The organism is Micromonospora sp. NPDC049559 (assembly GCF_040676675.1).
Classification (GTDB): Bacteria; Actinomycetota; Actinomycetes; order Mycobacteriales; family Micromonosporaceae; genus JBFAPK01.
The window spans coordinates 24983-50409 of the sequence record NZ_JBFAPK010000010.1 but is presented as its reverse complement, the minus strand read 5'-3'; the positions used below and the strand labels follow the sequence as shown (position 1 = coordinate 50409).

Genomic DNA, 25427 nt, shown 5'->3' with positions numbered 1-25427 from the left:
GACCTGATCTACCGATCCGCCGCCACCGCGGCGCACGGGACCACTGGTCGACGACCAGTCTCTCCGACGCCTACGACAACTCGCGAGGTAACTGTCTTGTTCCCCGAATGCTCCTTACCGGTCGGCGTCGACGGCCAGCCCGGACCCGTCCGACCGCCCCGGGAGGGGCTATTCGCCGACGCCCGCGAGGTCGCGCAGCCGCCGGGTCTGCGCCTCTCGCTCGGCCCGCTGCTGGTCGGCCGCCGACCGGCCGGCCGCGCCGGCCAGCAACGCCTTGATCTCGATCACGGCATTGCGGTCCCCGGCGAGCACTGCCCCGGTCAGGTCGCGCACCGCGTCGTCGAGCTGGTTTGGGGGTACGACGAGCGTGGCGAGCCCGAGCCGGTGCGCCTCGGCGGCGTCCAGGCGCCGCCCGGTGACGCAGATCTCCAGCGCGCGGGCGTAGCCGACCAGGTCGACGAGGCGCTTCGTGCCGGCCAGGTCGGGCACCAGCCCCAGTGTCACCTCGGCCATCGAGAGACTGGCGTCCTCGGCCAGTACCCGGAGGTCGCAGGCGAGCGCGAGTTGGAAGCCGGCCCCGATGGCGTGCCCCTGCACCGCCGCGACCGAGATCAGGTCCGGCCGGTGCAGCCAGGTGAACGCCTCCTGGAACTCCGCGATGCGCGCGGCGGCCTCCTCGGGCGCGAGCGCGGTCAGCTCACCGAACGTGTCGGGGCCGGACCCGGTCGCGATCGACCGGTCCAGACCGGCCGAGAAGGCCCGTCCCGCGCCGCGTACCACCACGACCCGCACCTCCGCGGGCAGGTCGCGGGAGAACTCGCGCAAGGCCCGCCACATCGCCGGCGTCTGCGCATTGAGCACGTCGGGCCGGGACAACGTGACAGTTGCCACCGGCCCCGTGCAATCCAGCCGCACACCGCCGTCCGTGGTCACCGGAAGTCCCGGTATCGGGCGGGTACGGCCGTGGCGAATGAGTCCCTCACGCCTTCTTGCGGCGGCGCGCACCGCCGCGCTGGCGCAGCTGTACGCCGGACTCCGTGAGCACCCGGTGGATGAACCCGTAGGAACGGCCGGTCGAGGCCGCCAGGGCACGAATGCTCTCGCCGGACGTGTAGCGCTTGACCAGGTCTTTCGCGAGCGTCTGGCGCTCGGCTCCGACGATCCGGCGACCCTTCTCGGTGCTGGTGGCTGTGCCGGTGGCTGCCATGTTGATTCCTCACGTCCCAGCTGTGCGGTTCGATACGGTCCCACCTATTAGACCGCCTCGAACGATCATGCGCCAGATATCAACTCTTCGCCAACCGACACGCACAGCATTGTCAATTTCCCGATAGGTGATTGCGCAAAGGTGCGCGAAAAACTCCCACTGTAGACCACACTTCCAACCGTCCGGAACCGCAGCGTACTGGGCCCCGGAAGCCGGGCCGGCTTGGCAACGTTGTCGCAGCGGCAATCGTCTTTGCCGGTACCGAAATCGACGCCATCATCGCGCTGGCGGGGCCGTTCATCTCCGCCCGGACCGGACCGCCGCGACCGGGGCGGATTGTCGCCGCGGGTAGCCACCGGTACGGCGGCGCCGACGTGCGCTGGTGCGTACGGTCCCGTGGCGACCAGCCTCGTCGGGGCGCGCCCGCCCGGCACCGACCCGGTCCGGCCGGCCGCCGTCGCCCCGGTGACCGCCCGAGGGCGGTTCCCGGTGCCGACGGTGGTCGACGACCCACGGGCGCGGCGACTTCCTCGGACCGTTGCTGCGGGGCCGTGGCGGCGCCCCGGCTCAGGCCAGCTCGACCAGTTCGAGCAGGTCGTCGCTCCAGGCGTCCTCGTCGCCGTCGGGCAGCAGGATGGCCCGGTCGGGCTTGAGGGCCTGCACCGCGCCCGGGTCGTGGGTGACCAGGACGATGGCGCCCGGGTAGCGGGCGATGGCGTCGAGCACCTGCTCGCGGCTGACCGGGTCGAGGTTGTTCGTCGGTTCGTCGAGCAGCAGCACGTTCGCGCCCGAACAGACCAGGGTGGCCAGCGCCAGCCGGGTCTTCTCGCCACCGGAGAGCACCCCGGCGGGCTTGTCGACGTCCTCGCCGGAGAAGAGGAACGCGCCGAGGATCTTGCGAAGGTCGGTGTCGGTCTGATCCGGCGCCGCGCTGCGCATGTGCTCCAGGATCGTCCGGTCCACTTCGAGGGTCTCGTGCTCCTGGGCGTAGTAGCCGAGCCGCAGCCCGTGACCCGGGCGTACCTCGCCGGTGTCGGCGGGCAGCAGGCCGCCGAGGATCCGCAGCAGGGTGGTCTTGCCGGCGCCGTTCAGCCCGAGGATCGCCACCCGGGAGCCCCGGTCCACCGCCACGTCGACGTCGGCGAAGATCTCCAGGGACCCGTACGACTTGGACAGGCCGCTGGCGGTGAGCGGGGTCTTGCCGCACGGCGCCGGGGTGGGGAAGCGCACCTTCGCCACCCGGTCGGCGACGCGCACCTCCTCCAGGCCGGAGAGCAGCTTCTCGGCCCGGCGGGCCATGTTCTGCGCGGCGACGGTCTTGGTCGCCTTGGCCCGCATCTTGTCCGCCTGCGCCATCAGTGCGCCGGCCTTCTTCTCGGCGTTGGCCCGCTCCCGGCGGCGACGCCGCTCGTCGGTCTCCCGCGCCTCCAGGTACGCCTTCCAGCCCAGGTTGTAGACGTCCACCACCGAGCGGGTGGCGTCCAGGAACCAGACCTTGTTGACCACGGCCTCCAACAGCGACGCGTCGTGGGAGATCACGATCAGGCCGCCCTTGTGGTTCGCCAGGAAGCCCCGCAGCCAGGTGATCGAGTCGGCGTCGAGGTGGTTGGTCGGCTCGTCGAGCAGCAGGATGCCGCCACCGTTCTCGCCGGCGTCGCGGAACAGGATCCGGGCCAGCTCGATCCGGCGGCGCTGGCCGCCGGAGAGGGTGCCGATCGTCTGCGCGAGGGCACGCTCGGGCAGGCCGAGGTTGGCGCAGATCCGGGCGGCCTCGGCCTCGGCGGCGTACCCGCCGAGCGAGGCGAACTGGTCCTCCAGCGCCCCGTACCGGCGGACCAGGCGCTCGTTGTCGCCACCCTCCGCCAGCTTGGCCTCCAGCTCCTTCATCTGCGCCATCAGCACGTCGAGGCCGCGCGCGGAGAGCACCCGGTCGCGCCCGGTGACCTCCAGGTCGCCGGTGCGCGGGTCCTGCGGCAGGTAGCCGATGGCGCTACGCCGGTCGATCTCGCCGGCGTAGGGCTGGCCCTCGCCGGCCAGCACCTTCAGCGTCGTGGTCTTGCCGGCGCCGTTGCGCCCGACCAGGCCGATCCGGTCGCCGGGCTGGACCCGCAGCGTGGTGTCGGACAGCAGGATCCGGGCACCCGCCCGCAATTCCAGGCCAGTGGCGGTGATCATCTAAGGGAACTCGCTCTCGGGGTCGAAGGCTGACTCAGGCACAAAAACGAGCCGACGGGGTCGAACCTTCCCGTCGGCTGCGGCGGTTCAGCCTTCGCAGAGCTTCACGCCGTCCATAGTACCGAGCATACGGGCACCCGGTCAGCCGGATTACCAATCAAGATCATGGGGTACCGGAAACACCGTCCGGACGTCATCCGGCGACAGACGGGACAAGACAGGGACGAATCGGCGATCGGGGTCGTGATGGAGCTCAACGAGGACGCGCAGATCGACACCAGTCAGGTGGAGGACCGGCGTGGGTCCGGTGGGGGCGGCGGATTCGGTCTGCCGATCGGCGGCGGGGGCCTGGTCGGGCTCGCCATCGCCGTACTGGTGGCGCTGGTCGGCGGCGGGTTCGGCCTCAACGCCATGACCGGTGGCGACGGCGGTGGCCAGCAGGGGGACAACACCTCCATCGAGCGGGAGTGCTCGGCCGACGACGCGCTGCGCAAGCTCGACTGCCGCAACACCCTCTACGTCAACTCCATCCAGGCGTACTGGCAGCAGGCGATGCCGCAGCACTTCGGCAAGCCGTACCGGGAGGCGGACACCGTGCTGTTCAGCCAGGCGGTCAGCACCGGCTGCGGGCAGGCCGACTCCGGGGTGGGGCCGTTCTACTGCCCGGAGGACGACCACGTCTACATCGACCTGACCTTCTACCAGCAGCTCGCCGACGAGTTCGGCGCACCCGGCGAGTTCGCCCAGCCGTACGTGTTGGCGCACGAGTACGGGCACCACGTGCAGGACCTGGTCGGCACCGAGGCGCAGATGCGCCGCCAGCAGCAGCGCGACCCGGACAACGCCAACCAGCTCTCCGTCCGGCTCGAACTGCAGGCCGACTGCTACGCGGGCGCCTGGGCCCGCAACGCGACCGGCACCTCGGACGCCAAGGGACAGAAGATCTTCAAGAGCATCACCGACCGGGACATCCAGGAGGGGCTGGACACCGCCGCGGCGATCGGGGACGACACCATCCAGAAGAAGTCCGGCGGCCGGGTGGACGAGTCGCAGTTCACCCACGGCACCTCCGAGCAGCGGCAGCAGTGGTTCCGGCGCGGCTACGACAGCGGCGACCCGAAGTCCTGCGACACCTTCGGCAACGCGCTCTGACGCGGTCGGGCGGTAGCCGGCCGACGGTCGAGGGCCGGGCGACAGCCGGCCGGTCCGAGCGGTAGCCGGGCGGTCGGCCGGGGCGGGCGGTAGGCGGTCGGCCGGTAGCCTGGCGGGGCACGGGCGGCCGGCCACCGTCGGGCGCCGCGACCGGGCGGGCGGAGGCGTGGTGGGCGGGAGACGACCGATCCGGCGACGGCCTGAACCGCCGGCCGTCACCGTCGACGTGCCGGACGGCGCCGGCATGATCGAGCTGGTCGGCGACGACGTCGCCGGCATGCTCTCGCTCGCCGGCGAGCCGGTGCTGCTGGACGGCGATCCGGCGAACTACTCCTGGTTGTTCGTACGGGCCGGCGCGCAGGGCTCCGCCGAGGTGAAGGCGCTCGCGGAGTGGACCGGCTCGGCCGAGCTGGACGACCTGGTACGGCACGGCGGCGCGGACCCCGCACTGCCGGCCGTACTCGGACCGCTGCTGCGGCTGCTGCGCGCCGGGCGGTACCTGCTGACCGTGCGGGAGCCGCACGGGGCGTACCCGGTCGGGTTCCGGCGGCCGGGCCACCGCGTCTGGTACTTCGACCCCTACTGGGGCGGGCCGGACGAGGAGATCGCCCTGGTGGCGACGGACGAGTGGCCGCCCCGGGACCGCGACCGGGTGGCGCACTACCGCGACCTGATCGCCCGGGGTCGCCGGCCCGCGGTGGTCGCGCTCTTCCCGCCCGGCGGCTTCGTCGGGTACCTGCTCGACGGGCACCACAAGCTGGCCGCCCACGGGCAGGCGGGCACGACGCCGCCGGTCGTCGCGGTGACGCCGGTACACCGGCTCGCGCCCGACAACGGGCAGCTGCGCCGGGCGGTACCGGCCTTCGTCGACGCCGCCTCCGGGCACGGCGAGATCGCCGTGCTCGACCACCTCCGGACGCTCTCCCTCGGCGCGGCGGGGCGGATCGAGCGCCCGGGCGGCTGAGGACCCGGGCCGGCGAGCATCCCAGGGAGGGCCGGATCGCCGGGCCGGCGAGCACCCAGGACCCGAGCCGGTGAACACGCGAGGGGCCGGGCGGCCTACCGGCCGGGCGCGGCGGGGTCGTCGGGGGACGGCGCCGCGGGCAGCGGGTCGCGGACCAGGACGCGCACGGCGCGGGCGGCGGCGACCGCCTCGACCAGTACGGCCCGGCGCGGCTCGGGCACGTCCAGCAGGCGCTCGGCCCGCAGCCGGGTCAGCGGGGCCAACCGCCGGTCGGCGAGGATCGTGTCGATCGCGCGCCGGTCGCCGCCGGTCACCACGGCCGCGAACGTGCCGGCCTCGGGCAGCAGCAGCCGGACGACCAGCTCCCCCGCGTCGGAGAGCGCCGCCTTGGCCTGGTTCTCGCGGCGGCGGGCGAAGCGCTGCTGCGACCAGCCGCCGGCGGCCGTACGCCCCTGCACGTAGCTGGTCTCCACCTTGGAGGTCACCAGTTCGGGGCCCTCGGCGATGCCGACCGCGACCGCGTTCTTGCGCGCCAGCAGCAGGCCGATCCGGCGGTACGCGGCGGCGTTGGCCAGGAACGCGGGCAGGTCGTCGGCGGGGGGCGCGCCCGGCGGGGCGTGCAGCTGGGCCGTGGCGCCGTCGGGGGCGACGAGCAGTGGCCCGTACGGCTCGACGGCGACCCGGGGCGCGCCGTGCCGGGTGGCGAAGTTGTCGATCCAGCGGGTCAGGCGGGTCGGGTCGACGTCCACCCACCGGCCGCCGCCGGCCGCGGGTCGGCTGTTCATGGCCCGACGGTACCGGCCAGCGCGGCGGGGCGGCGGCGGGGGCGCGGCGGGGCGGCGGCGCGGCGGGCCGCTCGAACCGGACCGGCCGCAGCGGCGGCGGCTCTTTTCAAGCTCGTCGATGAGCAATTACCATCCGTTAACCGAGAGTTCCTCATGTACCGGTCACCCCCAACCGTCCGGAGGAGCAGATGTCTCGACCCGTCCCCGCCCGGCGTGGCCTCTTCCGGCGCGGTGCGCTCCCGTCCCGGCCCGCCCTCGGCCTCCGGCGTCTCGCGGCCGGGGCGACCGCCGCCGTCACCGCCGCGGCCCTCGTCCTCGTCGCCTGGCCCGCACCGCCGGTCCGGGCGGGCGCCTCCGCCGCCGGTACGTTCGCCGCGGAGGACTACTGCCTCGGCGAGTGCGCCGACATCCTGCCGCCCGGGCAGAACGGCAACGCGACCCTCGTCGAGATCCTCGCCAACCAGGCGCTGGGCGTCCTGCCGGCGCACTCGGGCGACCAGCTCGGCCGGTACGCGAACCTGGTCTACGGCTACGCCGGGCTGCGCGAGGACCAGATCGGCGCGTTCTTCAACGACGCGTCGTTCGGCGTGCCGCCGGGCCAGGCCGAGCGCACCTACTCCCCCCGCTCGGACGTCACCGTGGTCCGCGACCGGGCCACCGGGATTCCGCACGTCACCGGCACCACCCGGGGCGGCACGATGTACGGCGCGGGCTACGTGGGCGCCGAGGACCGGCTCTTCACCATGGACCTGCTGCGCCACGTCGGGCGCGGCACGCTGACCTCCTTCGCCGGCGGCGCCCCGGGCAACCGGGCGCTGGAGCAGAGCGTCTGGCGCAACTCGCCGTACCTGGAGTCGGACCTTCAGGCCCAGGTGCAGGCGCTGCGCCAGCGGGGTGCGCGGGGCGAGCAGCTCTACGCCGACGTGCAGGAGTACATCGCCGGCATCAACGCGTACATCCGGGACTGCATGGCCCGGCGCAACTGCCCCGGCGAGTACGTGCTCACCGGCCACCTCGACGCGATCACCAACGCCGGCGGGCCGGAACCGTTCCAGCTGACCGACCTGATCGCCATCGCCGGGGTGGTCGGCGGGCTGTTCGGCGGGGGCGGGGGCAACGAGATGCAGTCCGCGCTGGTCCGCATCGCGGCCCGGGCGCGGTACGGCACGGTCGAGGGCGACCGAATCTGGGCGGCGTTCCGGGGCCAGAACGACCCCGAGGCGGTGCTGACCCTGCACGACGGGCAGAGCTTCCCGTACGGCTCGGCCGCCGCCGACGCGCCGAGCGTGGTGCTGCCGGACGCCGGCAGCGCCCGGGTGGAGCCGGTGGTCACCGACCAGACCGGTTCGGCCGCCAGCACCGCCGCGGCGGCCGGCGGCACGGGTCCGGCCGCGCCGGGCGCCGCTGGCGGCGGGTCGGAGCTGGCCGCCGCGCTGGCCGGGCTGACCATCACGCCGGCCAACCGGGGCATGTCGAACGCGGCCGTCGTCTCCGCCGCGCACTCCGCCACCGGGCACCCGGTCGCGGTCTTCGGGCCGCAGACCGGCTACTTCGCCCCGCAGCTGCTGATGGTGCAGGAGTTGCAGGGTCCGGGGATCAGCGCCCGCGGAGCGGCGTTCGCCGGGGTGAACCTGTACGTGCTGCTCGGGCGGGGACGCGACTACGCCTGGAGCGCCACCTCCTCCACCCACGACATCACCGACACCTACGCGCTGCCGCTCTGCACCACCGACGGCAGCGCACCCACCCTGGCCAGCAACCGGTACCTCTACCGTGGGCAGTGCCTGGCGATGGAGGAGCTGTCCCACGTCAACTCCTGGAAGCCGACCACCGCCGACGGCACGCCGGCCGGGTCGTACCGGATCGTCGCGTGGCGTACCAGGCTGGGCCTGGTCGCCTGGCGCGGCACGGTCGGCGGGCGGCCGTACGCCTTCGCGCAGCTCCGCTCGACGTACCGACACGAGGCGGACTCGGCCATCGGCTTCCAGCTCTTCAACGACCCGGCCGCGATGGGCAGCGCCGCCGCGTTCCTCGACGCCGCGAACCAGGTCGAGTACGCGTTCAACTGGTTCTACGTCAACTCCACCGAGTCCGCGTACTTCAACTCCGGGCTCAACCCGATCCGCCCGGCCGGGGCGAACCCGAACCTGCCGACGAAGGCCGAGCCCGCGTACGAGTGGCAGGGCTACCAGCCGGAGACCAACCGGGCCGAGTACGCCCCGGCCGCCGCCCACCCGAACTCGGTGAACCAGGACTACTACGTCAGCTGGAACAACAAGCAGGCCAAGGACTTCGGCGCGGCCGACGGCAACTTCAGCTTCGGCGCGGTGCACCGGGGCGACCTGCTCGACAAGCCGCTGCGGGCGGCCGTGCAGGCCGGGCAGAAGCTCGACCGGGCGACGCTGACCAGCCTCGTGCAGCGGGCCGGGCTGACCGACCTGCGCGGCGTCGAGGTCCTCGACGAGCTGCTGCGGGTGCTGGAGAGCCAGCCGGTCACCGACGCCGGGCTCCGCGACGCCATCGGCAGGCTACGGGCGTGGCGGCAGGCCGGGGCGCTGCGGGTGGAGACCGCCAGCGGCAGCCGGACGTACCAGCACGCCGAGGCGATCCGCATCTTCGACGCGTGGTGGCCGCTGCTGGTCCGCGCCCAGTTCAAGGCGCCGCTGGGCGACGGGCTGTACCAGGCGCTGGTCGACACGCTGCAGGTCAACGAGTCGCCCTCCGGGCACCAGCGCGGCGACCTCTCCTCGCTGCCGACCTCGGCGAACGAGGCCCAGTCGCACAAGGGCTCGTCCTTCCAGTACGGCTGGTGGGGCTGGGTCGACAAGGACCTGCGGGCGGTGCTCGGCGAGCCGGTGGCGGGCGGCCTCGGGCGCACGTACTGCGGCGAGGGGAGCCTGGCTGCCTGCCGGGCACTGCTGCTGGACGCGCTGCGCGCCGCCACGGCCCAGCCCGCCACCCAGGTCTACCCCGGCGACGACAACTGCGCGGCCGGGGACCAGTGGTGCGCCGACGCGATCGTCCAGTCCCCGCTCGGCGGGATCCGGCACGCCACCATCGCCTGGCAGAACCGCCCCACCTATCAGCAGGTGGTCTCGTTCCCGGCCCGGCGCGGCGACGACGTGTCGAACCTGGCGGCGGGGCGGCCGGTGAGCGCCTCCAGCAACCAGTCCGGCAACGAGGCGGCGCGGGCCGTCGACGGCCGCCGGGACACCCGGTGGGCCAGCTCCTGGTCGGACAACCAGTCGATCACCGTGGACCTCGGCTCGGTACGGCCCGTCGGGCGGGCGGTGCTGGCCTGGGAGACGGCGTACGCGCGGTCGTACCGGATCGACGTCTCGGACGACGGCGCGAGCTGGCGTACGGTCTGGTCGACCACGGCCGGCGACGGCGGCACGGACGTGGCGGACTTCCCCGTCACCACCGCCCGGTACGCCCGGATGCAGGGGCTGACCAGGGGCAGCTCGTACGGCTTCTCGCTCTGGGAGTTCGAGCTGTACGCCCGGTGAGCCCCGGGCGGCGGACGATCACCAGCTCCGGTCCGGCCGACGCGGGTCGACCGGACCGGAGCGGATCGCGTTCAGACGTCGAAGCTCGCGCTCAGACGTTGAAGCCCAGCGACCGGAGCTGGTCGCGGCCCTCGTCAGTGATCTTGTCGGGCCCCCACGGCGGCAGCCACACCCAGTTGATCCGGATGTCGTTGACCAGGCCGCCGCCCGGACCGGTGGTCAGGGCGGTGCGGGCCTGGTCCTCGATGACGTCGGTCAGCGGGCAGGCCGCCGAGGTCAGCGTCATGTCGAGGGTCGCCACGTTCTCGTCGTCCACGTGCACGCCGTAGATCAGCCCGAGATCGACGACGTTGATGCCCAGCTCCGGGTCGACGACGTCCTTCATCGCCTCCTCGATGTCGGCGATGGTGGCCTTGCTCGGGCCGGCCGGCGCGGTCGCGGTCTCTTCGGTACTCATGATGCCTTCACCTCCGGGCTCACGCCCACACCGGCGCGCACCGCGGCGTCCTTGAACGCCATCCACGGCAGCAGCGCACACTTCACCCGGGCCGGGTACCGGGCCACCCCGGCGAACGCCACCCCGTCGCCCAGCACGTCCTCGTCCGGGGTGACCTGGCCACGCCCGGACATCAGCTCGACGAACGCCTCGTGCACCGCGAACGCCGACTCGCCGTCCCGTCCGCGCAGCAGCTCGTGCAGCACGCTGGCCGACGCCTGGCTGATCGAACACCCCATCCCGTCGTACGAGATGTCGGCGAGCACGCCCTCGTCCACCGCGACCCGCACGGTGACCTCGTCGCCGCAGGTCGGGTTGACGTGGTGCGCCTCGGCGACCCGCTGGCCGTCGTCGTCGGCCGGGCGCAGCCCTCGCCCGTGCGGGTGCTTGTAGTGGTCCAGGATGATCTCCTGGTAGAGCTGGTCGATCTGCATCAGCCGAACACCTTCCGCACCTGGTCGAGGCCGCGCACGAGCGCGTCGACCTCTTCGGTAGTGGTGTAGAGGTAGAAGGAGGCCCGGGTCATCGCCGGCGTGCCGAAGCGGACGCAGACCGGACGCGCGCAGTGGTGGCCGACGCGCACCTGCACGCCCAGCGAGTCGAGGATCTGGCCCACGTCGTGCGGGTGCACGCCGTCGAGCCCGAAGGAGATCGTCCCGCCCCGGCCGACCGGTACCGGCGGACCGTAGATCCGCAGCCCCGGCACCGTACCGAGCGCCTCCAGGGCGTACGTGGTGATCTCCTTCTCGTGCCACTGGATGGCCCGCATCCCGATGCCGGTGAGGTAGTCCACGGCCGCGCCGAGCGCGATCGCCTCGGCGATCGGCGGGGTACCCGCCTCGAACCGGGCCGGCGGGGGCGCGAACGTCGAGCCCTGCATGGTCACCGTCTCGATCATCGACCCGCCGCCGAGCACCGGCGGCATCGCCTCCAGCAGCTCGGCCCGGCCCCAGAGCACCCCGATGCCGGTCGGCCCGCACATCTTGTGCCCGGTGAAGGCGATGAAGTCGGCGTCCAGGTCGACCACGTCCACCGGCAGGTGCGGCACCGACTGCGAGCAGTCCCAGAGCACCAGCGCGCCGACCTGGCGCGCCCGCTCGGTGATCCGCGAGGTGGCGTTGACCGTACCGAGGATGTTCGACATGTGCACCAGCGAGACGAGCTTGGTGCGCTCGTTGACCAGCTCCTCCAGGTTCGACTCGTCGAGCCGCCCGTTGTCGGTGACGTTGAACCAGCGCAGCGTCGCCCCGGTGCGCTGGCAGAGCAGCTGCCAGGGCACCACGTTCGAGTGGTGCTCCATCTCGGAGATGACGATCTCGTCACCCGGGCCGAGCCGGAACCGCGGATCCCCGCCGATCGCGGTGGCGTTCGAGAACGCGTACGCGACCAGGTTGATCGCCTCGGTGGAGTTCTTGGTGAAGACCACCTCGTCCGGGCTGGGCGCGTTGACGAAGGCGGCCACCTTCGCCCGCGCGCCCTCGTACGCCTCGGTCGACTCGGTGCCCAGCGTGTGCACCGAGCGGGCCACGTTCGCGTTGTGCCGCTCGTAGTGCTCGACCAGCACGTCGAGCACCTGCCGCGGCTTCTGGGAGGTGTTGGCGCTGTCCAGGTAGACCAGCGGGTGGCCGTTGACCTCCCGGTCCAGGATCGGGAAGTCGGCGCGCACCTTCGCCACGTCGAAGCGGGGCACGTCGTCGTACTGCGGCATGCCCTCGGGAATCGCGATGGTGGTCATCTCTGGCCGCCTCTTCTCTTCGGATCAGGCGCCGGTCGCGCCGGCCGCCGCGGCCACGTACCGCTCGTAGCCCTCGGCTTCGAGCTTCTCGGCCAGCTCCGGGCCGCCCTCCTCGACGATCCGGCCGCCCACGAAGACGTGCACGAAGTGCGGCTTGATGTAGCGCAGGATGCGGGTGTAGTGCGTGATCAGCAGCAGCCCGGTCTGGCCTTCGGCCGCGACCCGGTTGACGCCCTCGCTCACCACCCGCAGCGCGTCGATGTCGAGGCCGGAGTCGGTCTCGTCGAGGATCGCCACCTTGGGCTTGAGCAGTTCGAGCTGCACGATCTCGTGCCGCTTCTTCTCACCGCCGGAGAAGCCCTCGTTGACGTTGCGCTGGGCGAACGACGGGTCCATCTGGAGCCGCTCCATCGCGCCGCGCAGCTCACCGGCCCAGGTACGCAGCTTCGGCGCCTCGCCGTCGACGGCGGTCTTGGCGGTACGCAGGAAGTTGGCGACCGAGACGCCCGGCACCTCGACCGGGTACTGCATGGCCAGGAAGAGGCCGGCGCGGGCCCGCTCGTCCACGGTCATGGAGAGCACGTCCTCGCCGTCCAACGTCACCGACCCACCGGTGATCTCGTACTTCGGGTGACCGGCGATCGAGTACGCCAGCGTCGACTTGCCCGACCCGTTCGGCCCCATGATGGCGTGGGTCTCGCCCGAGTTCACGGTCAGGTCGACCCCGGCGAGGATCGGCTTGAGCTGTCCCTCGGGCAGCTTGACCGACACCTGCAGGTTGCGGATCTCCAGGGTGCTCATGATGGGGTAACTCCATTACTCGGCGTCAGGCTCAGGTAGATGTCGCCGTCGCGGATCTCGACGGGGTAGACGGGTACGGGTTCGGTGGCGGGCAGGCCGGTCGGCTCGCCGGTACGCAGGTCGAAGCGGGAGCCGTGCAACCAGCACTCCAGCGTGCAGCCGTCCACCTCGCCCTCGGAGAGCGGGACCTCGGCATGCGAGCACTCGTCGTACACGGCGTAGAAGTTGTCGTCCTCGGCGTGCACGATGGCGACGGGCGTACCGTCGACCTCGGCGCTGATGGCGGTGCCCTTCGCCACCTCCTCGGCGGAGCAGATTCTGATCATCAGGCGCCCACCCGCGCCGCCGGCACCTCGTCGGCGACCGTCGCGGCCTCGCCCCGGGCCAGCCGCTCCTCGATCGCCTCGCCGAGGCGGTCGCGCAGCTCCTCGACCGGGATCTTGTTCAGCAGCTCGGCGAAGAAGCCCCGGACCACCAGCTTGCGCGCCTCGGCCTCCGGGATACCCCGGGCCATCAGGTAGAAGAGCTGCTCGTCGTCGAAGCGGCCGGTCGCGCTCGCGTGCCCGGCCCCGGCCACCTCGCCGGTCTCGATCTCCAGGTTCGGTACCGAGTCCGCCCGCGCCCCGTCGGTCAGCACCAGGTTCCGGTTGATCTCGTACGTGTCGGTGCCGGTCGCCTCGGCGCGGATCAGCACGTCGCCGACCCAGACCGTGTGCGCGTCGGCGCCCTGGAGCGCCCCCCGGTAGCCGACGTAGCTGCGGCAGTCCGGCACCGAGTGGTCGACCAGCTGCCGGTGCTCCAGGTGCTGGCCGGCGTCGGCGAAGTAGAGCCCGTACAGCTCGGCCTCGCCGCCGCGCCCGGTGTAGTCGACGCTGGTGAACTGGCGCACCAGCCCGCCGCCGAGCGCCACCTGCACGTGCACGACCCGGGCGTCGCGCCCCAGCCGGAACTTGACGTGCTGGGCCTGCACCGCGTCGGGCGCCCAGTCGGCCACCGTGACCAGGGTCAGCCGGGCGCCGTCGCCGACCGCCACCTCGACGTTGTCGGCCAGCAGCGCGGTGCCGGTCTGCTCCAGTACGAGCACCGCCTCGGCCAGCTCACCGACCTCGACGAAGGTGTGCCCGTAGACCGGTACGTCGGCCGGCCCGCCGCGCAGGGTGAGCCGGACCGGCTCCGCCACCGCCGCGCCGCGGTCGACCCGCAGCAGCAGCATGCCCTCGGACCGGCCGTGGGCGGTGGCGCTGATCCGGTCGAACGGGACCAGCACCGAGCCCTTGCGGGCGTCGTCGCCGAGGATCCGCTCGACGGTCACCCCGTCGGGCAGCGGCGAGCCGTCCCACGCCGGCCAGTGCGCCGACTCGTCGGTCGCGGCGCCGTCGAGCAGCGGCCGCAGGCGCTTGAGCGGCGTGAACCGCCACTCCTCCTCCAGCCCGGTCGGGGCCGGGAAGTCGGCGGCGTCGTACGAGCGCAGGGCCTGCGCCTTGGTCAGGCTCGGCGCCGAGGACGGCGCGAAGGCTTCGGTAGTCATCTCTTCCTTGGTCTTGTCTCGCGAGGGAAACGACGACGGGAGCGCGGCGGCGGCTGCGTCAGCCGACCGCGCCCTCCATCTGCAGCTCGATCAGGCGGTTGAGCTCCAGGGCGTACTCCATCGGGAGCTCCTTGGCGATCGGCTCGATGAAGCCCCGGACGATCATCGCCATCGCCTCGTCCTCGCTCAGGCCCCGGCTCATCAGGTAGAAGAGCTGGTCCTCGCTCACCTTGGAGACGGTGGCCTCGTGCCCCATCGCCACGTCGTCCTCGCGGATGTCGACGTACGGGTAGGTGTCCGACCGGGAGATCGTGTCCACCAGCAGCGCGTCGCACTTGACCGTCGACTTGCTGTGGTGCGAGCCCTCCAGCACCTGCACCAGGCCCCGGTACGAGGTACGCCCACCGCCCCGGGCGATCGACTTGGAGACGATCGTGCTGGAGGTGTGCGGCGCCGCGTGCACCATCTTGGCGCCGGCGTCCTGGTGCTGGCCCTCGCCGGCCATGGCGACCGAGAGCACCTCGCCCTTGGCGTGCTCGCCGACCATGTAGACCGCCGGGTACTTCATGGTCACCTTGGAGCCGATGTTGCCGTCGATCCACTCCATCGTCGCGCCCTCGTGGCAGACGGCGCGCTTGGTCACCAGGTTGTAGACGTTGTTGGACCAGTTCTGGATGGTGGTGTAGCGGCAGCGCGCGTTCTTCTTGACGATGATCTCGACGACCGCGCTGTGCAGCGAGTCGGAGGAGTAGATCGGCGCGGTGCAGCCCTCGACGTAGTGCACGTACGCGCCCTCGTCGACGATGATCAGAGTCCGCTCGAACTGGCCCATGTTCTCCGTGTTGATCCGGAAGTAGGCCTGCAACGGGATCTCCACGTGCACGCCCTTCGGCACGTAGATGAACGAGCCACCGGACCAGACGGCCGTGTTGAGCGCGGCGAACTTGTTGTCCCCGACCGGGATGACGGTGCCGAAGTACTCCTTGAAGAGCTCCTCGTGCTCCTTCAGCGCGGTGTCGGTGTCGAGGAAGACGACGCCCTGCTCCTCGAGGTCCTCGCGGATCTTGTGGTAGACCACCTCGGACTCGTACTGGGCGGCGACACCGGCGATCAGCCGCTGCTTCTCGGCCTCCGGGATGCCCAGCTTGTCGTAGGTGTTCTTGATGTCCTCGGGCAGCTCGTCCCAGCTCGCCGCCTGCTTCTCGGTGGAGCGGACGAAGTACTTGATGTTGTCGAAGTCGATCCCGCTGAGGTCGGCGCCCCAGGCCGGCATCGGCTTGCGGCCGAACAGGCGCAGGCCCTTGAGGCGCAGGTCGAGCATCCAGGCCGGCTCGTTCTTCTTGGCGGAGATGTCGCGCACCACCGCCTCGTTGAGGCCACGCTGCGCGGCCGCGCCGGCGACGTCGGAGTCGGCCCAGCCGTATTCGTAGCGGCCCAGGGCGGCGAGGTGCTCCTCCTGGGTGGTGGGCTGGACGATCTGCTCGGTCATCTATCTGTCCTCACAGGGTTGACTGTCTTACCGGTCGTGGGTCTCGCCGCGCCGGCGGGCGTGGCCGCCGCGACCGCGGCGGGTCCCTGCTGGGCGGGGATGTGGGTGGTGCAGACGCCATCGCCGTGCGCGATGGTGGCCAGGCGCTGCACGTGGGTGCCGATCAGGCGGGAGATGACCTCCGTCTCGGCCTCGCACAGCTGGGGAAACTCCGCGGCCACCTGCGCCACCGGGCAGTGGTGCTGGCACAGCTGGCCGCCGGAGGCGATCGTGGACGCGTTGGCAGCGTAACCCTCGCTGGTCAGCGCCGAGGCGAGCGCCTCCGCCCGGGCGAGCGGGTCGTCGCCGGCGCCCTCCATCGCGGCCCGGCAGCGCGCCTCCAGCGCCGCCACCTGCTCGGCGGCGAAGTCGCCCACCGCCCGCGGGCCGCCGTGCCGGGCGATCCAGCGCAGCGCGGCCGTGGCCATGCCGTCGTAGGTGTGGGTGCCGCAGCGGAGCTTGGCCGACTCGGTGAGCACGAAGACCTTGGCCGGGCGTCCGCGCCGCCGGTGGCCGCGTACGACCTGGTCGCGGGCCACGACGTCGCCCTCGGCGAGCATCGCGTCGAGGTGCCGGCGGATGGCGGCCGGGCTGAGCCCCAACTCCGCGCCGAGCTGGGCGGCCGTGGCGGCGCCGCGCTCCAGCAGCAGCTGGGTCACCCGGTCGCGGGTCCCCCGGTCCGCGCCCCCCGCGGCCCCGGCCGCCGAGGTCCCGGCCGCGCCCGGGGCCGACGCGCCGGCGGCGGACATGGCGGCGCAGGCGGCCGGGTCGGCCGCCGCCTGGGGCTCGGAGAGCACCGCCATGTTTTTCACCACGCCCACGTTACGTATTTCGCTCAGGGACCGCAAACGTACCCCCAGTAATCATGATCACCCTGCCGCGTACCATGGCCGACGTGCGCCGAATCGCCGAAATTCCCAGCAAACTGCCACTACGCTGGCTGGCGTTCGCCTCCGTGGTGGCCAACGTGGCGGTCGTCGGCACCGGCGGCGCCGTACGGCTGACCGACTCCGGCCTCGGCTGCCCGACCTGGCCCCGCTGCACCGACGAGTCGTACGTCACAAACTCGGCCATGGGCATCCACGGGGCGATCGAGTTCGGCAACCGGATGCTCTTCTTCGTGATCGGGTTGATCGCGGTGGCCGCCTTCGTCGCGGCGCTGGGCCGCCGGCCCCTGCGGCGCTCACTGATCGTGCTCGCCCTCGCGCCGTTCCTCGGCATCGTCGCCCAGGCCGTGATCGGCGGCATCACCGTGCTGACGAACCTGAACCCCTGGGTCGTGGGGCTGCACTTCCTCGCCTCGATGGGCGTCATCGCCGCGGCGTACGCCTTCTGGTGGCGGACCGCCCCGCCGGAGCCCGCCGGGCTCGTACCGGCCCCGCTCCCGGCGCTCGTCTGGCTCACCACGGCGGTCAGCGCGCTGGTCCTGGTGCTCGGCACCTTCGTGACCGGCAGCGGCCCGCACGCCGGCGACGTGGACGCCCACCGCAACGGCCTGGACCCCGAGACCATCGCCCAGGTGCACGCCGACGTCGTCTTCCTGCTGATCGGCCTCTCGGTGGCGCTCTGGTTCGCGCTGCGCGCGGTGGGCGCCACCGCGGCGGCCCGCGCCGCGGCGGTGCTGGTCGCGGTGGAGCTGGGCCAGGGGCTGATCGGCTTCGTGCAGTACTTCACCCACCTGCCGGAGATCCTGGTCGGGGCACACATGGTCGGCGCCTGCCTGGTCTGGCTCGCCACCCTCGCGGTCCTCGCCCGGACCCGCCCCGCCCGCATCCCGCTCCAGGCCACCCCGCCCGCCCCGGCCCCGGCCACCGCCACCCCGACCCCCGTCGATCTAGGGCAAATCCCCGTTAGCTGATCTCCAATCACCGCGATTTGCCCTAGATCGACGAGACGATCGCGTCGGCGAGGCGTTCGGCGGCCCCCTCGGCGTACCCGAGGAAGAGCGACGGCTCGGTCAGCTCCAGCTCGATCAGCACCGGCGCGCCGTGCGGGCCGGGCAGCAGGTCCACCCGGGCGTAGAGCAGGTGGTCGGTGCCGCCCGGTACCGCCGCGAGCGCCCGCTCGGCCAGGTCGCGTTCGGCCCGGGTCGGCGCCCGCTCGGTGATCTTTTCGATCCGGTAGAGCCCCTCCTCGCCGGTGTCCGGCCCGGTGAGCATCGGACCCTTGCGGATCGCGTGGCTGTACCCCAGCCCGTCCGGCCCGGCCAGGAAGATCAGGGCGGTCTCCCCGGCGCTGTCCACGGCCGTCAGGTACGGCTGCACCATGACGAGCCGGCCGGCGGCCTGGAGCCGGGCGACGTGCTCGGCGGCGAGCCGGCGGTGCCCGGAGTCGGCCAGGTCGTACCGGCCGGTGTCCTTGCTGCCGGCGCTCACGGCCGGCTTGACCACGTACTCGCCGCCGGCCGGGGGTGCCCAGGACTCCCCCGGCGCCACCCACTCGGTCGGTACGGCGGGCACGCCCGCCCCGGCCAACTCCCGCAGGTAGCGCTTGTCGGTGTTCCACTCGACCACCGGGCCCGGGTTGGCCAGCCGGGGCACGGTACGGGTCCAGGCGACGAAGGCGTCCCGGCGCGGCGCGTAGTCCCACGGCGAGCGGAGCACCGCCAGCCGGTAGGCGGCCCAGTCGACGTCCGGCGCGTCCCACGCCAGCGGATCCACCCGGACCCCGCGGGCGGCCAGGGGCGCCAGCAGCAGCCGGTCGTCGGGGTCGAGGTCGGGCAGTTCCGCACAGGTGACGAAAGCGACCCGGGGTTTCCCCCGGGCCGCGGTCGGATTATCGGTCATCAATTCATCGGGCCAGCGAGCGTCGGGACATCGACCGCCACAGGTCGTTGTTCGGACGCATCTGGTCCATCAACTCGCGCTCCCATTCGTTTTCTACGGCAACCCCCGCTTTGGCACAGGCCAGCCGCGCGACGTCGGTACCGTCGGCGAACTGGTCGGCCCAGGCGCCGTCCGCACCGACGAGAACGATTCGCGCACCCCGCTTGCCGACGTACTCGATGACCGCCTTCGCCCCGCCGTGGCCGGCGGCAAACGACTTGATCCCCGAAACCAGCCCGCTCGGGGCCGGGCTCGACGCGGTCTCTTCGCTCGTCAGCGTTGTATCGGAACCATCTGCCATAGCGCGAAGCGTAAGCAGAACTGGGTTCACGTGAGCGCGATGTGTCGACTATTTGTGATGGTCATTACCTGCGCGTTTAATCCGCAGGACGGGAAGTTTGCACCAGATCGTCCTGATCCATCCCCGTATGACACCAGAACAAATGCTTCCTGAGCCGGCCAGGAGAGCCAGGTGCCGACAGATTATGAATTATCGGCGTTTTCAGGGCGAAGCGGACAGCAGGGAAGGAAGCCGGCGAAAACGTCAGACCAGCGCGTCCAGCGCGACCGCCGCGAAGAGGATGGTCAGGTACGTCGTGGACCAGTGGAAGAGCCGCATCGGCTGCATCGGCTCGCCCCGGACGGCCCGCCGGCAGAGCCGGTGCGCCTCGCGGAGGAAGAGCACCCCGAGCACCAGCGCGGTGAGCCCGTAGATCGACCCGACCAGCGGCCAGGCCGCCAGCGAGGAGAGCACGGTCAGCCAGGAGAAGAGCAGGATCTCCGCGTTGACCCGGCGCACCGAGGCCACCACCGGCAGCATCGGGATGTTCGCCCGCGCGTAGTCGACCTTGTACTTGATGGCCAGCGCGTAGAAGTGCGGCATCTGCCAGAAGAAGACGACCGCGAAGAGCGCCCAGGCCGCCGGGGCCAGCGACCCGGTCACCGCGGCCCAGCCGATCAGCACCGGCGCCGCGCCGCAGGCCCCGCCCCAGAACGTGTTCTGCGGCGTGGTCCGCTTGAGCCACAGGGTGTAGACGAGGTCGTAGTAGGCGATCGCCGCCAGGGTCAGCGCGGTCGCCAGCCAGTTCGTGAAGACCGCCATCAGGGCGGTGGAGACCACGGCCAGCGCCAGCCCGAAGACCAGCGCCGAGCGCGGCGCCACCGTGTGCGTGGGCAGCGGGCGCCGCTTCGTACGGCGCATCAGCTGGTCGATGTCGCGGTCGATGTAGCAGTTCAGGGCGTTGGCGGCACCGGCGGCGAGCGAGCCGCCGACCAGCACCACGGCCATCAGCCACAGCGACGGCAGGCCGCGGTCCGCGAGCATCATCGCCGGTACCGTCGTGACCAGCAGCAGCTCGACGATGCGCGGCTTGGTCAGCGCCACGTAGGCCCGGACCACCGACCCGACGTCACGCCGGGCAGCCGTCGCGGCACCCGCCTCCACCACCGGCGTCGTCGCAGTGGCAGAGGCGGCGGGACGCTCGGTGATCATGCTCACGTAGTGCCACCTTCCACCATGGGGCAGGAGATCGAAGGCCGGCAACCGAATTCGGGCCAGCGCGCCGTCCGACAGCCTACGCGGTGTCAAATGCGCTGCCCGGGCGACCCGTCAACGGTGCCCGTGGTCACACGTACGGGGCAGTCGGGGGACCTCCGCGTGCACGATCCGCAGGCAGACGTTTAGAACGGGTCGCTAGGGTCATCACTGAGGGTTCCGCCCACCTGCGAGGAGCACAAACCATCGTGGCAGACAATCGACCCACGCAAGACTCACTGACCTGGTCCGACCTCGACCGCCGGGCCGTCGACACCGTCCGGGTACTGGCGATGGACGCCGTGGAGAAATCCGGCAACGGCCATCCCGGTACCGCGATGAGCCTCGCCCCCGCCGCGTACCTGCTTTTCAACCGGGTCATGCGACACGACCCGGCCGATCCGGACTGGACCGGCCGGGACCGCTTCGTCCTCTCCGCCGGCCACTCCAGCCTGACGCTCTACATCCAGCTCTACCTCTCCGGTTACGGGCTCGGCCTGAGCGACCTGAAGTCGCTGCGGCAGTGGGACTCGCTCACCCCCGGCCACCCCGAGCACGGCCACACCGCCGGGGTCGAGACCACCACCGGCCCGCTCGGCCAGGGCCTGGGCAACGCGGTCGGCATGGCGATGGCGGCGCGGCGCGAGCGCGGCCTGCTGGACCCGGACGCCGCCGCGGGTGAGTCCGTCTTCGACCACCACGTCTGGTGCATCGCCTCCGACGGCGACATCGAGGAGGGGATCAGCCACGAGGCGAGTTCGCTCGCGGCCCACCAGCGGCTCGGCAACCTCACGGTGATCTACGACGACAACGAGATCTCGATCGAGGACGACACCCGCATCGCCAAGAGCGAGGACGTGGTCGCCCGCTACGCCGCCTACGGCTGGCACGTGCAGACCGTGGACTGGCGCGCCGGCGACGCCGACGAGGGTCACTACAAGGAGGACGTCCAGGCGCTGCACGACGCGCTGCTGGCCGCCAAGGCCGAGACCGGCCGCCCCTCGTTCATCGCGCTGCGCACGATCATCGGTTGGCCGGCGCCGACCAAGAAGAACACCGGCAAGATCCACGGCTCGGCGCTCGGCGCCGACGAGGTCGCCGCCACCAAGGAGCTGCTCGGCTTCGACCCCGGGCAGAGCTTCGCGGTCGACGACAAGGTCCTGGCGCACGCCCGTGAGGTGCTGGAGCGCGGCCGGACGGCGCACGCCGAGTGGCAGACCCGGTACGACGCCTGGGCGAAGGCCAACCCGGAGCGCAAGGAGCTGCACGACCGGCTCGCCACCCGTACGCTGCCGGCCGGCTGGACCGACGCACTGCCGCAGTTCCCCGCCGACGCCAAGGGCATCGCCACCCGGGCCGCCTCCGGCAAGGTGCTGCAGGCCCTCGCGCCCGTCCTGCCCGAGCTGTGGGGCGGCTCGGCCGACCTGGCCGAGAGCAACAACACCACGATGGAGGGCGAGCCGTCCTTCATCCCGTCCGAGTACGCCACCAAGGCGTTCCCGGGCCACGAGTACGGCCGCAACCTGCACTTCGGCATCCGCGAGCACGCCATGGGCGCGATCCTCAACGGCATCGCCCTGCACGGCGGCACCCGCCCGTACGGCGGCACCTTCCTGGTCTTCAGCGACTACATGCGCCCCTCGGTCCGGCTCGCCGCGCTGATGAAGCTGCCGGTGACCTACGTCTGGACGCACGACTCGATCGGCCTCGGCGAGGACGGCCCGACCCACCAGCCGGTCGAGCACCTCACCGCGCTGCGGGCCATCCCCGGCCTCGACGTGGTACGCCCCGCCGACGCCAACGAGACCGCCTGGGCGTGGCGGCAGGCGCTCACCCACACCAACCGCCCGACCGCGCTGGCGCTCAGCCGCCAGGCCCTGCCGACCTTCGACCGGGACGTTCTGGCCCCGGCCGACGGGGTGGCCCGGGGCGGGTACGTGCTGGCCGAGGCGTCCACCGCCCAGCCGCAGGTGATCCTCATCGGTACCGGCTCCGAGGTGCAGCTCTGCCTGAGCGCCCGGGAGCGCCTGGAGGCCGAGGGCACCCCCACCCGGGTCGTCTCGATGCCCTGCCAGGAGTGGTTCCGGGAGCAGGACGCGGCGTACCGGGAGTCGGTGCTGCCCCGCGACGTCAAGGCCCGGGTCAGCGTCGAGGCCGGCATCGCGATGTCCTGGCGCGACCTCGTCGGCGACCTCGGCGAGTGCGTCAGCCTGGAGCACTACGGGGCGAGCGCCCCGCACACCGTGCTCTTCGAGCAGTTCGGTTTCACGCCCGACCGGATCGTGGCGGCGGCGCACGCGTCGCTGGCCCGCGTCGGCGAGATCACTGGTTCCACCACCGGCAACTGAGGGAAGGTCAGCACATGACAGACAGGTTGGGTGAACTCAGCGCCGCCGGCGTGGCGGTGTGGCTCGACGATCTTTCTCGGACCCGGCTCACCTCGGGTGGGCTGGACCAGCTCCGCCGGGAGAAGCACCTGGTCGGGGTGACCACCAACCCCACCATCTTCGCGAAGGCGCTCAGCGACGCGGACGAGTACAACTGGCAGCTGCGGGACCTGGCCTTGCGCGGGGTCACCGTGGAGGAGGCCGTCCGCATGGCGACCACGTACGACGTGCGCTGGGCCTGCGACGTGATGCGCCCGGCGTACGACGCGAGCGGCGGGGTCGACGGGCGGGTCTCCATCGAGGTCGACCCGCGGCTGGCGTACGAGACCGAGAAGACGGTGGCCGAGGCGAAGGCCCTCTGGTGGCTGATCGACCGGCCGAACCTCTACATCAAGATCCCGGCGACCGAGGCCGGGCTGCCGGCCATCACCGCGGCGCTGGCCGAGGGGATCAGCGTCAACGTGACCCTGATCTTCGGGCTGGACCGGTACTCGCAGGTGATGGAGGCGTTCCTGGCCGGCCTGGAACAGGCGAAGGCGAACGGGCACGACCTGAGCAAGATCGGGTCGGTCGCCTCGTTCTTCGTCTCCCGGGTCGACACCGAGGTCGACAAGCGGCTTGAGAAGATCGGCACCACCGAGGCGAAGGCGCTGCGCGGCAAGGCCGCTGTCGCCAACGCGCGGCTGGCGTACGAGCGGTACACCGAGGTCTTCTCCTCGGCGCGCTGGCAGGCCCTGGCCGACGCCGGCGCCCACCCGCAGCGCCCGCTCTGGGCGTCGACCTCGACCAAGAACCCCGACTACCGCGACGTGATCTACGTCGAGGAGTTGATCGCCCCCGGTACGGTCAACACCATGCCGGAGGCGGTGATCAACGCCTTCGCCGACCACGGCGAGACCCCGGGCGACACGATCACCGGCGCGTACGACGACGCGCGGCAGGTCTTCGCCGGCCTGGCGGCCCAGGGCGTCGAGTTCGACGACGTGATCGAGACCCTGGAGCGCGAGGGCGTGCAGAAGTTCGAGGCGAGCTGGACCGAGCTGCTCGACGGCGTACGCAAGTCGCTGGAGGCCGCGGCGGCCGGTGCCGGCCGGCCCAACCAGGCCGCCGGGGCCAACGCCGAGGCCGCGCAGCGCGCGGGAGGCAACGCATGAGCGACCTGCTCGACGGCCCCTGCGACGCCGCGGCCGGGCTGGCCGTCTACGGCGCCGACGCGGTGGACCGCTCGGCCCCGGCCTCGACCCGCGCCGCGCTGGTGAGCGACGGGCTGCCGGCCCGCCTCGCCGAGAAGGACCCCACGCTGTGGGGCCCGGACGCCGAGGAGGAGGCGAAGATCCGGCTCGGCTGGGTGGACACCTTCCGCCGCAGCCGCGAACTCCTCCCCCAGCTCGCCGAGCTCAAGGCCGAGCTGGGCGACCTCGACCACGTCGTGCTCGCCGGCATGGGCGGCTCGTCGCTGGCCCCCGAGGTGATCACCCGTACGCTGGGCAGGCCGCTGACCGTGCTGGACACCACCGACCCCGGCCAGGTCCGCGCGGCCCTCGGCGACCGGCTGGAGCGCACCGTCGTGGTCGTCTCCAGCAAGTCCGGCTCCACCGTGGAGACCGACAGCCACCGGCGCGCCTACCTGCAGGCGTTCCTCGACGCCGGCCTGACCGAGGCCGAGGCCGGCCGGCACTTCGTGATCGTCACCGACCCGGGCTCGCCGCTGGAGGCGACCGCCAACGAGATGGGCGCCTTCGTGGTGCTCGCCGACCCGGCCGTGGGCGGGCGCTACTCGGCGCTCACCGCGTTCGGGCTGGTGCCGGCGGCGCTCGCCGGCGTCGAGGTGGCGAACCTGCTGGACGAGGCGGAGGAGCTCGCCGCCGCGCTGGCGCGCGACGAGAACAACCCGGGCCTGGCGCTCGGCGCCGCGCTCGGCACCGCCGCCACCACCGGCCGGGACAAGGTCGCGCTGATCTCCGACGGTACCGGCATCGACGGTCTCGGCGACTGGGCCGAGCAGCTCATCGCCGAGTCGACCGGCAAGAGCGGGATCGGCATCCTGCCCGTCGTCGTGGAGGCGCCCGGCAGCCCCGGCGCGACCGGGCCGGACGTGCTCTCGGTCACCTACGGCGGCGCGCTGCCGGCCGGTACGGTGCCCGGCGGCGGTGCCGCGCCCGACCTGGCCGTCAACGGCCCGCTCGGCGCGCAGTTCCTGACCTGGGAGTACGCGACCGCGGTGGCCGGGGCGGTGCTCGGCATCGACCCGTTCAACCAGCCGAACGTCACCGAGTCCAAGGAGAACACCAACCGGATCCTGGCCTCGGGGCCGCCCGCCGAGGCGCCGGCGTTCACCGACGGCGCGATCGAGGTCTACGCCCCGGCCGGCGCCCCGGGCGACCTGGCCGGCGTACTGCGCTGGCTGCTCGACGGGCTGGGCTCGGACGGGTACCTGGCCGTCATGGCGTACCTGGACCGCTTCGCCGACGCCGACGCCGCGCAGGTCCGCCCGGCGTTCGCGGCGGCCTCCGGGCGGCCGGTCACCTTCGGCTGGGGACCCCGGTTCCTGCACTCGACCGGGCAGTACCACAAGGGCGGCCCCCAGGTCGGCTCGTACCTGCAGATCACCGGCGCGGTCCGCGAGGACCTGCCGGTGCCGGGCAAGCCGTATAGCTTCGGGGAGCTCCAGGCGGCCCAGGCCGCCGGGGACCGGCAGGCGCTGGCCGGGCGCGAGCGTCCGGTGGTACGCCTGCATCTCACCGATCGCGCGGCCGGCCTGGCACAGCTGCTCGACACGGTTCGTAACCTGCGGAGTTGAG

General features: G+C 72.3%; 22 protein-coding genes. 7 read left to right on the top strand and 15 right to left on the bottom strand.

Annotation, left to right across the window (positions count from 1 at the left end; genetic code table 11):
• Window positions 1-168 precede the first annotated feature (168 nt).
• The 3 genes from AB0J86_RS14045 to AB0J86_RS14035 form a co-directional block, all read right to left on the bottom strand.
• Window positions 169-933 (bottom strand): enoyl-CoA hydratase/isomerase family protein, encoded by a 765-nt coding sequence (locus AB0J86_RS14045; RefSeq protein WP_363856905.1) that lies wholly within the window; start codon window positions 931-933, stop codon window positions 169-171.
• A gap of 46 nt (window positions 934-979) precedes the next feature.
• Window positions 980-1207 carry a helix-turn-helix domain-containing protein gene (locus AB0J86_RS14040; RefSeq protein ID WP_007462679.1) on the bottom strand — a complete coding sequence of 76 codons (228 nt, stop codon included), beginning with the start codon at window positions 1205-1207 and terminating at the stop codon, window positions 980-982.
• 567 nt (window positions 1208-1774) lie between these two features.
• The gene (locus AB0J86_RS14035; protein ID WP_363856903.1) at window positions 1775-3382 is read right to left on the bottom strand and encodes an ABC-F family ATP-binding cassette domain-containing protein; all 1608 of its coding nucleotides are present in this window, start codon (window positions 3380-3382) and stop codon (window positions 1775-1777) included.
• Between the two features lie 246 nt (window positions 3383-3628).
• Here AB0J86_RS14035 and AB0J86_RS14030 point away from each other — a divergent pair, with 246 nt between their 5' ends.
• Entirely contained in the window at window positions 3629-4534 is a 906-nt protein-coding gene (locus AB0J86_RS14030; protein WP_363856901.1) for a neutral zinc metallopeptidase, read from the top strand.
• 169 nt (window positions 4535-4703) lie between these two features.
• Window positions 4704-5498, top strand: a complete 795-nt coding sequence (locus AB0J86_RS14025; RefSeq protein WP_363856899.1) for a hypothetical protein — start codon at window positions 4704-4706, stop codon at window positions 5496-5498.
• A 95-nt stretch (window positions 5499-5593) separates the two neighbouring features.
• On the opposite strand, the gene AB0J86_RS14020 is transcribed toward AB0J86_RS14025, so the two are convergent.
• Window positions 5594-6283: an acVLRF1 family peptidyl-tRNA hydrolase gene (locus tag AB0J86_RS14020; RefSeq protein ID WP_363856898.1), complete on the bottom strand. Its 690-nt coding sequence runs from the start codon at window positions 6281-6283 to the stop codon at window positions 5594-5596.
• A 188-nt stretch (window positions 6284-6471) separates the two neighbouring features.
• Here AB0J86_RS14020 and AB0J86_RS14015 point away from each other — a divergent pair, with 188 nt between their 5' ends.
• Complete coding sequence (locus tag AB0J86_RS14015; RefSeq protein WP_363856896.1) at window positions 6472-9792, top strand: penicillin acylase family protein; 3321 nt, start codon at window positions 6472-6474, stop codon at window positions 9790-9792.
• Window positions 9793-9883: 91 nt separating this feature from the next.
• On the opposite strand, the gene AB0J86_RS14010 is transcribed toward AB0J86_RS14015, so the two are convergent.
• The 8 genes from AB0J86_RS14010 to AB0J86_RS13975 are packed head-to-tail and all read right to left on the bottom strand — an operon-like array spanning window position 9884 to window position 16683.
• Entirely contained in the window at window positions 9884-10249 is a 366-nt protein-coding gene (locus tag AB0J86_RS14010) for a metal-sulfur cluster assembly factor (protein WP_363856894.1), read from the bottom strand.
• Window positions 10246-10722, bottom strand: coding sequence for a Fe-S cluster assembly sulfur transfer protein SufU (gene sufU / locus AB0J86_RS14005; protein ID WP_363856892.1), 477 nt, complete (start codon window positions 10720-10722; stop codon window positions 10246-10248). The genes AB0J86_RS14010 and sufU overlap by 4 nt, the downstream gene beginning before the upstream one ends.
• On the bottom strand, window positions 10722-12023 hold the full coding sequence (locus AB0J86_RS14000; RefSeq protein ID WP_363856890.1) for a cysteine desulfurase: 1302 nt from the start codon (window positions 12021-12023) through the stop codon (window positions 10722-10724). Before AB0J86_RS14000 ends, sufU begins: the two co-directional genes overlap by 1 nt.
• A gap of 24 nt (window positions 12024-12047) precedes the next feature.
• Window positions 12048-12824 carry a Fe-S cluster assembly ATPase SufC gene (gene sufC / locus AB0J86_RS13995; RefSeq protein ID WP_363856889.1) on the bottom strand — a complete coding sequence of 259 codons (777 nt, stop codon included), beginning with the start codon at window positions 12822-12824 and terminating at the stop codon, window positions 12048-12050.
• Window positions 12821-13150, bottom strand: a complete 330-nt coding sequence (locus AB0J86_RS13990) for a non-heme iron oxygenase ferredoxin subunit (RefSeq protein ID WP_363856887.1) — start codon at window positions 13148-13150, stop codon at window positions 12821-12823. Before AB0J86_RS13990 ends, sufC begins: the two co-directional genes overlap by 4 nt.
• Window positions 13150-14352 (bottom strand): Fe-S cluster assembly protein SufD, encoded by a 1203-nt coding sequence (gene sufD / locus AB0J86_RS13985; RefSeq protein WP_363856886.1) that lies wholly within the window; start codon window positions 14350-14352, stop codon window positions 13150-13152. Before sufD ends, AB0J86_RS13990 begins: the two co-directional genes overlap by 1 nt.
• Window positions 14353-14410: 58 nt before the next feature.
• Entirely contained in the window at window positions 14411-15841 is a 1431-nt protein-coding gene (gene sufB, locus AB0J86_RS13980; RefSeq protein ID WP_363856884.1) for a Fe-S cluster assembly protein SufB, read from the bottom strand.
• Window positions 15838-16683, bottom strand: coding sequence for an ArsR family transcriptional regulator (locus AB0J86_RS13975; protein WP_363857132.1), 846 nt, complete (start codon window positions 16681-16683; stop codon window positions 15838-15840). The genes sufB and AB0J86_RS13975 overlap by 4 nt, the downstream gene beginning before the upstream one ends.
• Before the next feature lie 92 nt (window positions 16684-16775).
• Between AB0J86_RS13975 and AB0J86_RS13970 the strand changes: the two genes are divergently transcribed.
• Window positions 16776-17738 (top strand): COX15/CtaA family protein, encoded by a 963-nt coding sequence (locus tag AB0J86_RS13970; RefSeq protein ID WP_363856883.1) that lies wholly within the window; start codon window positions 16776-16778, stop codon window positions 17736-17738.
• A gap of 22 nt (window positions 17739-17760) precedes the next feature.
• Here the strand turns inward: AB0J86_RS13970 and AB0J86_RS13965 are convergent, their stop codons facing one another.
• The 3 genes from AB0J86_RS13965 to AB0J86_RS13955 form a co-directional block, all read right to left on the bottom strand.
• Window positions 17761-18666 (bottom strand): hypothetical protein, encoded by a 906-nt coding sequence (locus AB0J86_RS13965; protein WP_363856881.1) that lies wholly within the window; start codon window positions 18664-18666, stop codon window positions 17761-17763.
• A gap of 4 nt (window positions 18667-18670) precedes the next feature.
• A complete protein-coding gene (locus tag AB0J86_RS13960) occupies window positions 18671-19006 on the bottom strand; it encodes a hypothetical protein (RefSeq protein WP_363856880.1) in 336 nt (111 codons plus the stop codon).
• A gap of 243 nt (window positions 19007-19249) precedes the next feature.
• A complete protein-coding gene (locus AB0J86_RS13955; protein WP_363856878.1) occupies window positions 19250-20203 on the bottom strand; it encodes a heme o synthase in 954 nt (317 codons plus the stop codon).
• Window positions 20204-20448: 245 nt separating this feature from the next.
• On the opposite strand from AB0J86_RS13955, the gene tkt reads away from it, so the two are divergent.
• From tkt to AB0J86_RS13940, 3 genes are read left to right on the top strand one after another with little or no spacing between them, the layout of a single operon-like run.
• Complete coding sequence (tkt, locus tag AB0J86_RS13950; RefSeq protein WP_363856877.1) at window positions 20449-22587, top strand: transketolase; 2139 nt, start codon at window positions 20449-20451, stop codon at window positions 22585-22587.
• Between the two features lie 14 nt (window positions 22588-22601).
• Entirely contained in the window at window positions 22602-23780 is a 1179-nt protein-coding gene (gene tal, locus AB0J86_RS13945) for a transaldolase (protein WP_363856875.1), read from the top strand.
• Complete coding sequence (locus tag AB0J86_RS13940) at window positions 23777-25426, top strand: glucose-6-phosphate isomerase (protein ID WP_363856873.1); 1650 nt, start codon at window positions 23777-23779, stop codon at window positions 25424-25426. Before tal ends, AB0J86_RS13940 begins: the two co-directional genes overlap by 4 nt.
• Window position 25427: the final 1 nt, after the last annotated feature.

Bases quoted from the DNA above. Each gene is read 5' to 3' on its own strand.
- AB0J86_RS14035 (WP_363856903.1), bottom strand. From the start codon at position 3,382: ATGATCACCGCCACTGGCCTGGAATTGCGGGCGGGTGCCCGGATCCTG.
- AB0J86_RS14030 (WP_363856901.1), top strand. From the start codon at position 3,629: ATGGAGCTCAACGAGGACGCGCAGATCGACACCAGTCAGGTGGAGGAC.
- AB0J86_RS14000 (WP_363856890.1), bottom strand. From the start codon at position 12,023: ATGACCACCATCGCGATTCCCGAGGGCATGCCGCAGTACGACGACGTG.
- AB0J86_RS14040 (WP_007462679.1), bottom strand. From the start codon at position 1,207: ATGGCAGCCACCGGCACAGCCACCAGCACCGAGAAGGGTCGCCGGATC.
- AB0J86_RS14020 (WP_363856898.1), bottom strand. From the start codon at position 6,283: ATGAACAGCCGACCCGCGGCCGGCGGCGGCCGGTGGGTGGACGTCGAC.
- AB0J86_RS13965 (WP_363856881.1), bottom strand. From the start codon at position 18,666: ATGACCGATAATCCGACCGCGGCCCGGGGGAAACCCCGGGTCGCTTTC.
- AB0J86_RS13960 (WP_363856880.1), bottom strand. From the start codon at position 19,006: ATGGCAGATGGTTCCGATACAACGCTGACGAGCGAAGAGACCGCGTCG.
- AB0J86_RS13975 (WP_363857132.1), bottom strand. From the start codon at position 16,683: ATGGCGGTGCTCTCCGAGCCCCAGGCGGCGGCCGACCCGGCCGCCTGC.
- AB0J86_RS13940 (WP_363856873.1), top strand. From the start codon at position 23,777: ATGAGCGACCTGCTCGACGGCCCCTGCGACGCCGCGGCCGGGCTGGCC.
- AB0J86_RS14010 (WP_363856894.1), bottom strand. From the start codon at position 10,249: ATGAGTACCGAAGAGACCGCGACCGCGCCGGCCGGCCCGAGCAAGGCC.
- sufB (WP_363856884.1), bottom strand. From the start codon at position 15,841: ATGACCGAGCAGATCGTCCAGCCCACCACCCAGGAGGAGCACCTCGCC.
- AB0J86_RS13990 (WP_363856887.1), bottom strand. From the start codon at position 13,150: ATGATCAGAATCTGCTCCGCCGAGGAGGTGGCGAAGGGCACCGCCATC.
- sufU (WP_363856892.1), bottom strand. From the start codon at position 10,722: ATGCAGATCGACCAGCTCTACCAGGAGATCATCCTGGACCACTACAAG.
- sufC (WP_363856889.1), bottom strand. From the start codon at position 12,824: ATGAGCACCCTGGAGATCCGCAACCTGCAGGTGTCGGTCAAGCTGCCC.
- AB0J86_RS14015 (WP_363856896.1), top strand. From the start codon at position 6,472: ATGTCTCGACCCGTCCCCGCCCGGCGTGGCCTCTTCCGGCGCGGTGCG.
- tal (WP_363856875.1), top strand. From the start codon at position 22,602: ATGACAGACAGGTTGGGTGAACTCAGCGCCGCCGGCGTGGCGGTGTGG.
- sufD (WP_363856886.1), bottom strand. From the start codon at position 14,352: ATGACTACCGAAGCCTTCGCGCCGTCCTCGGCGCCGAGCCTGACCAAG.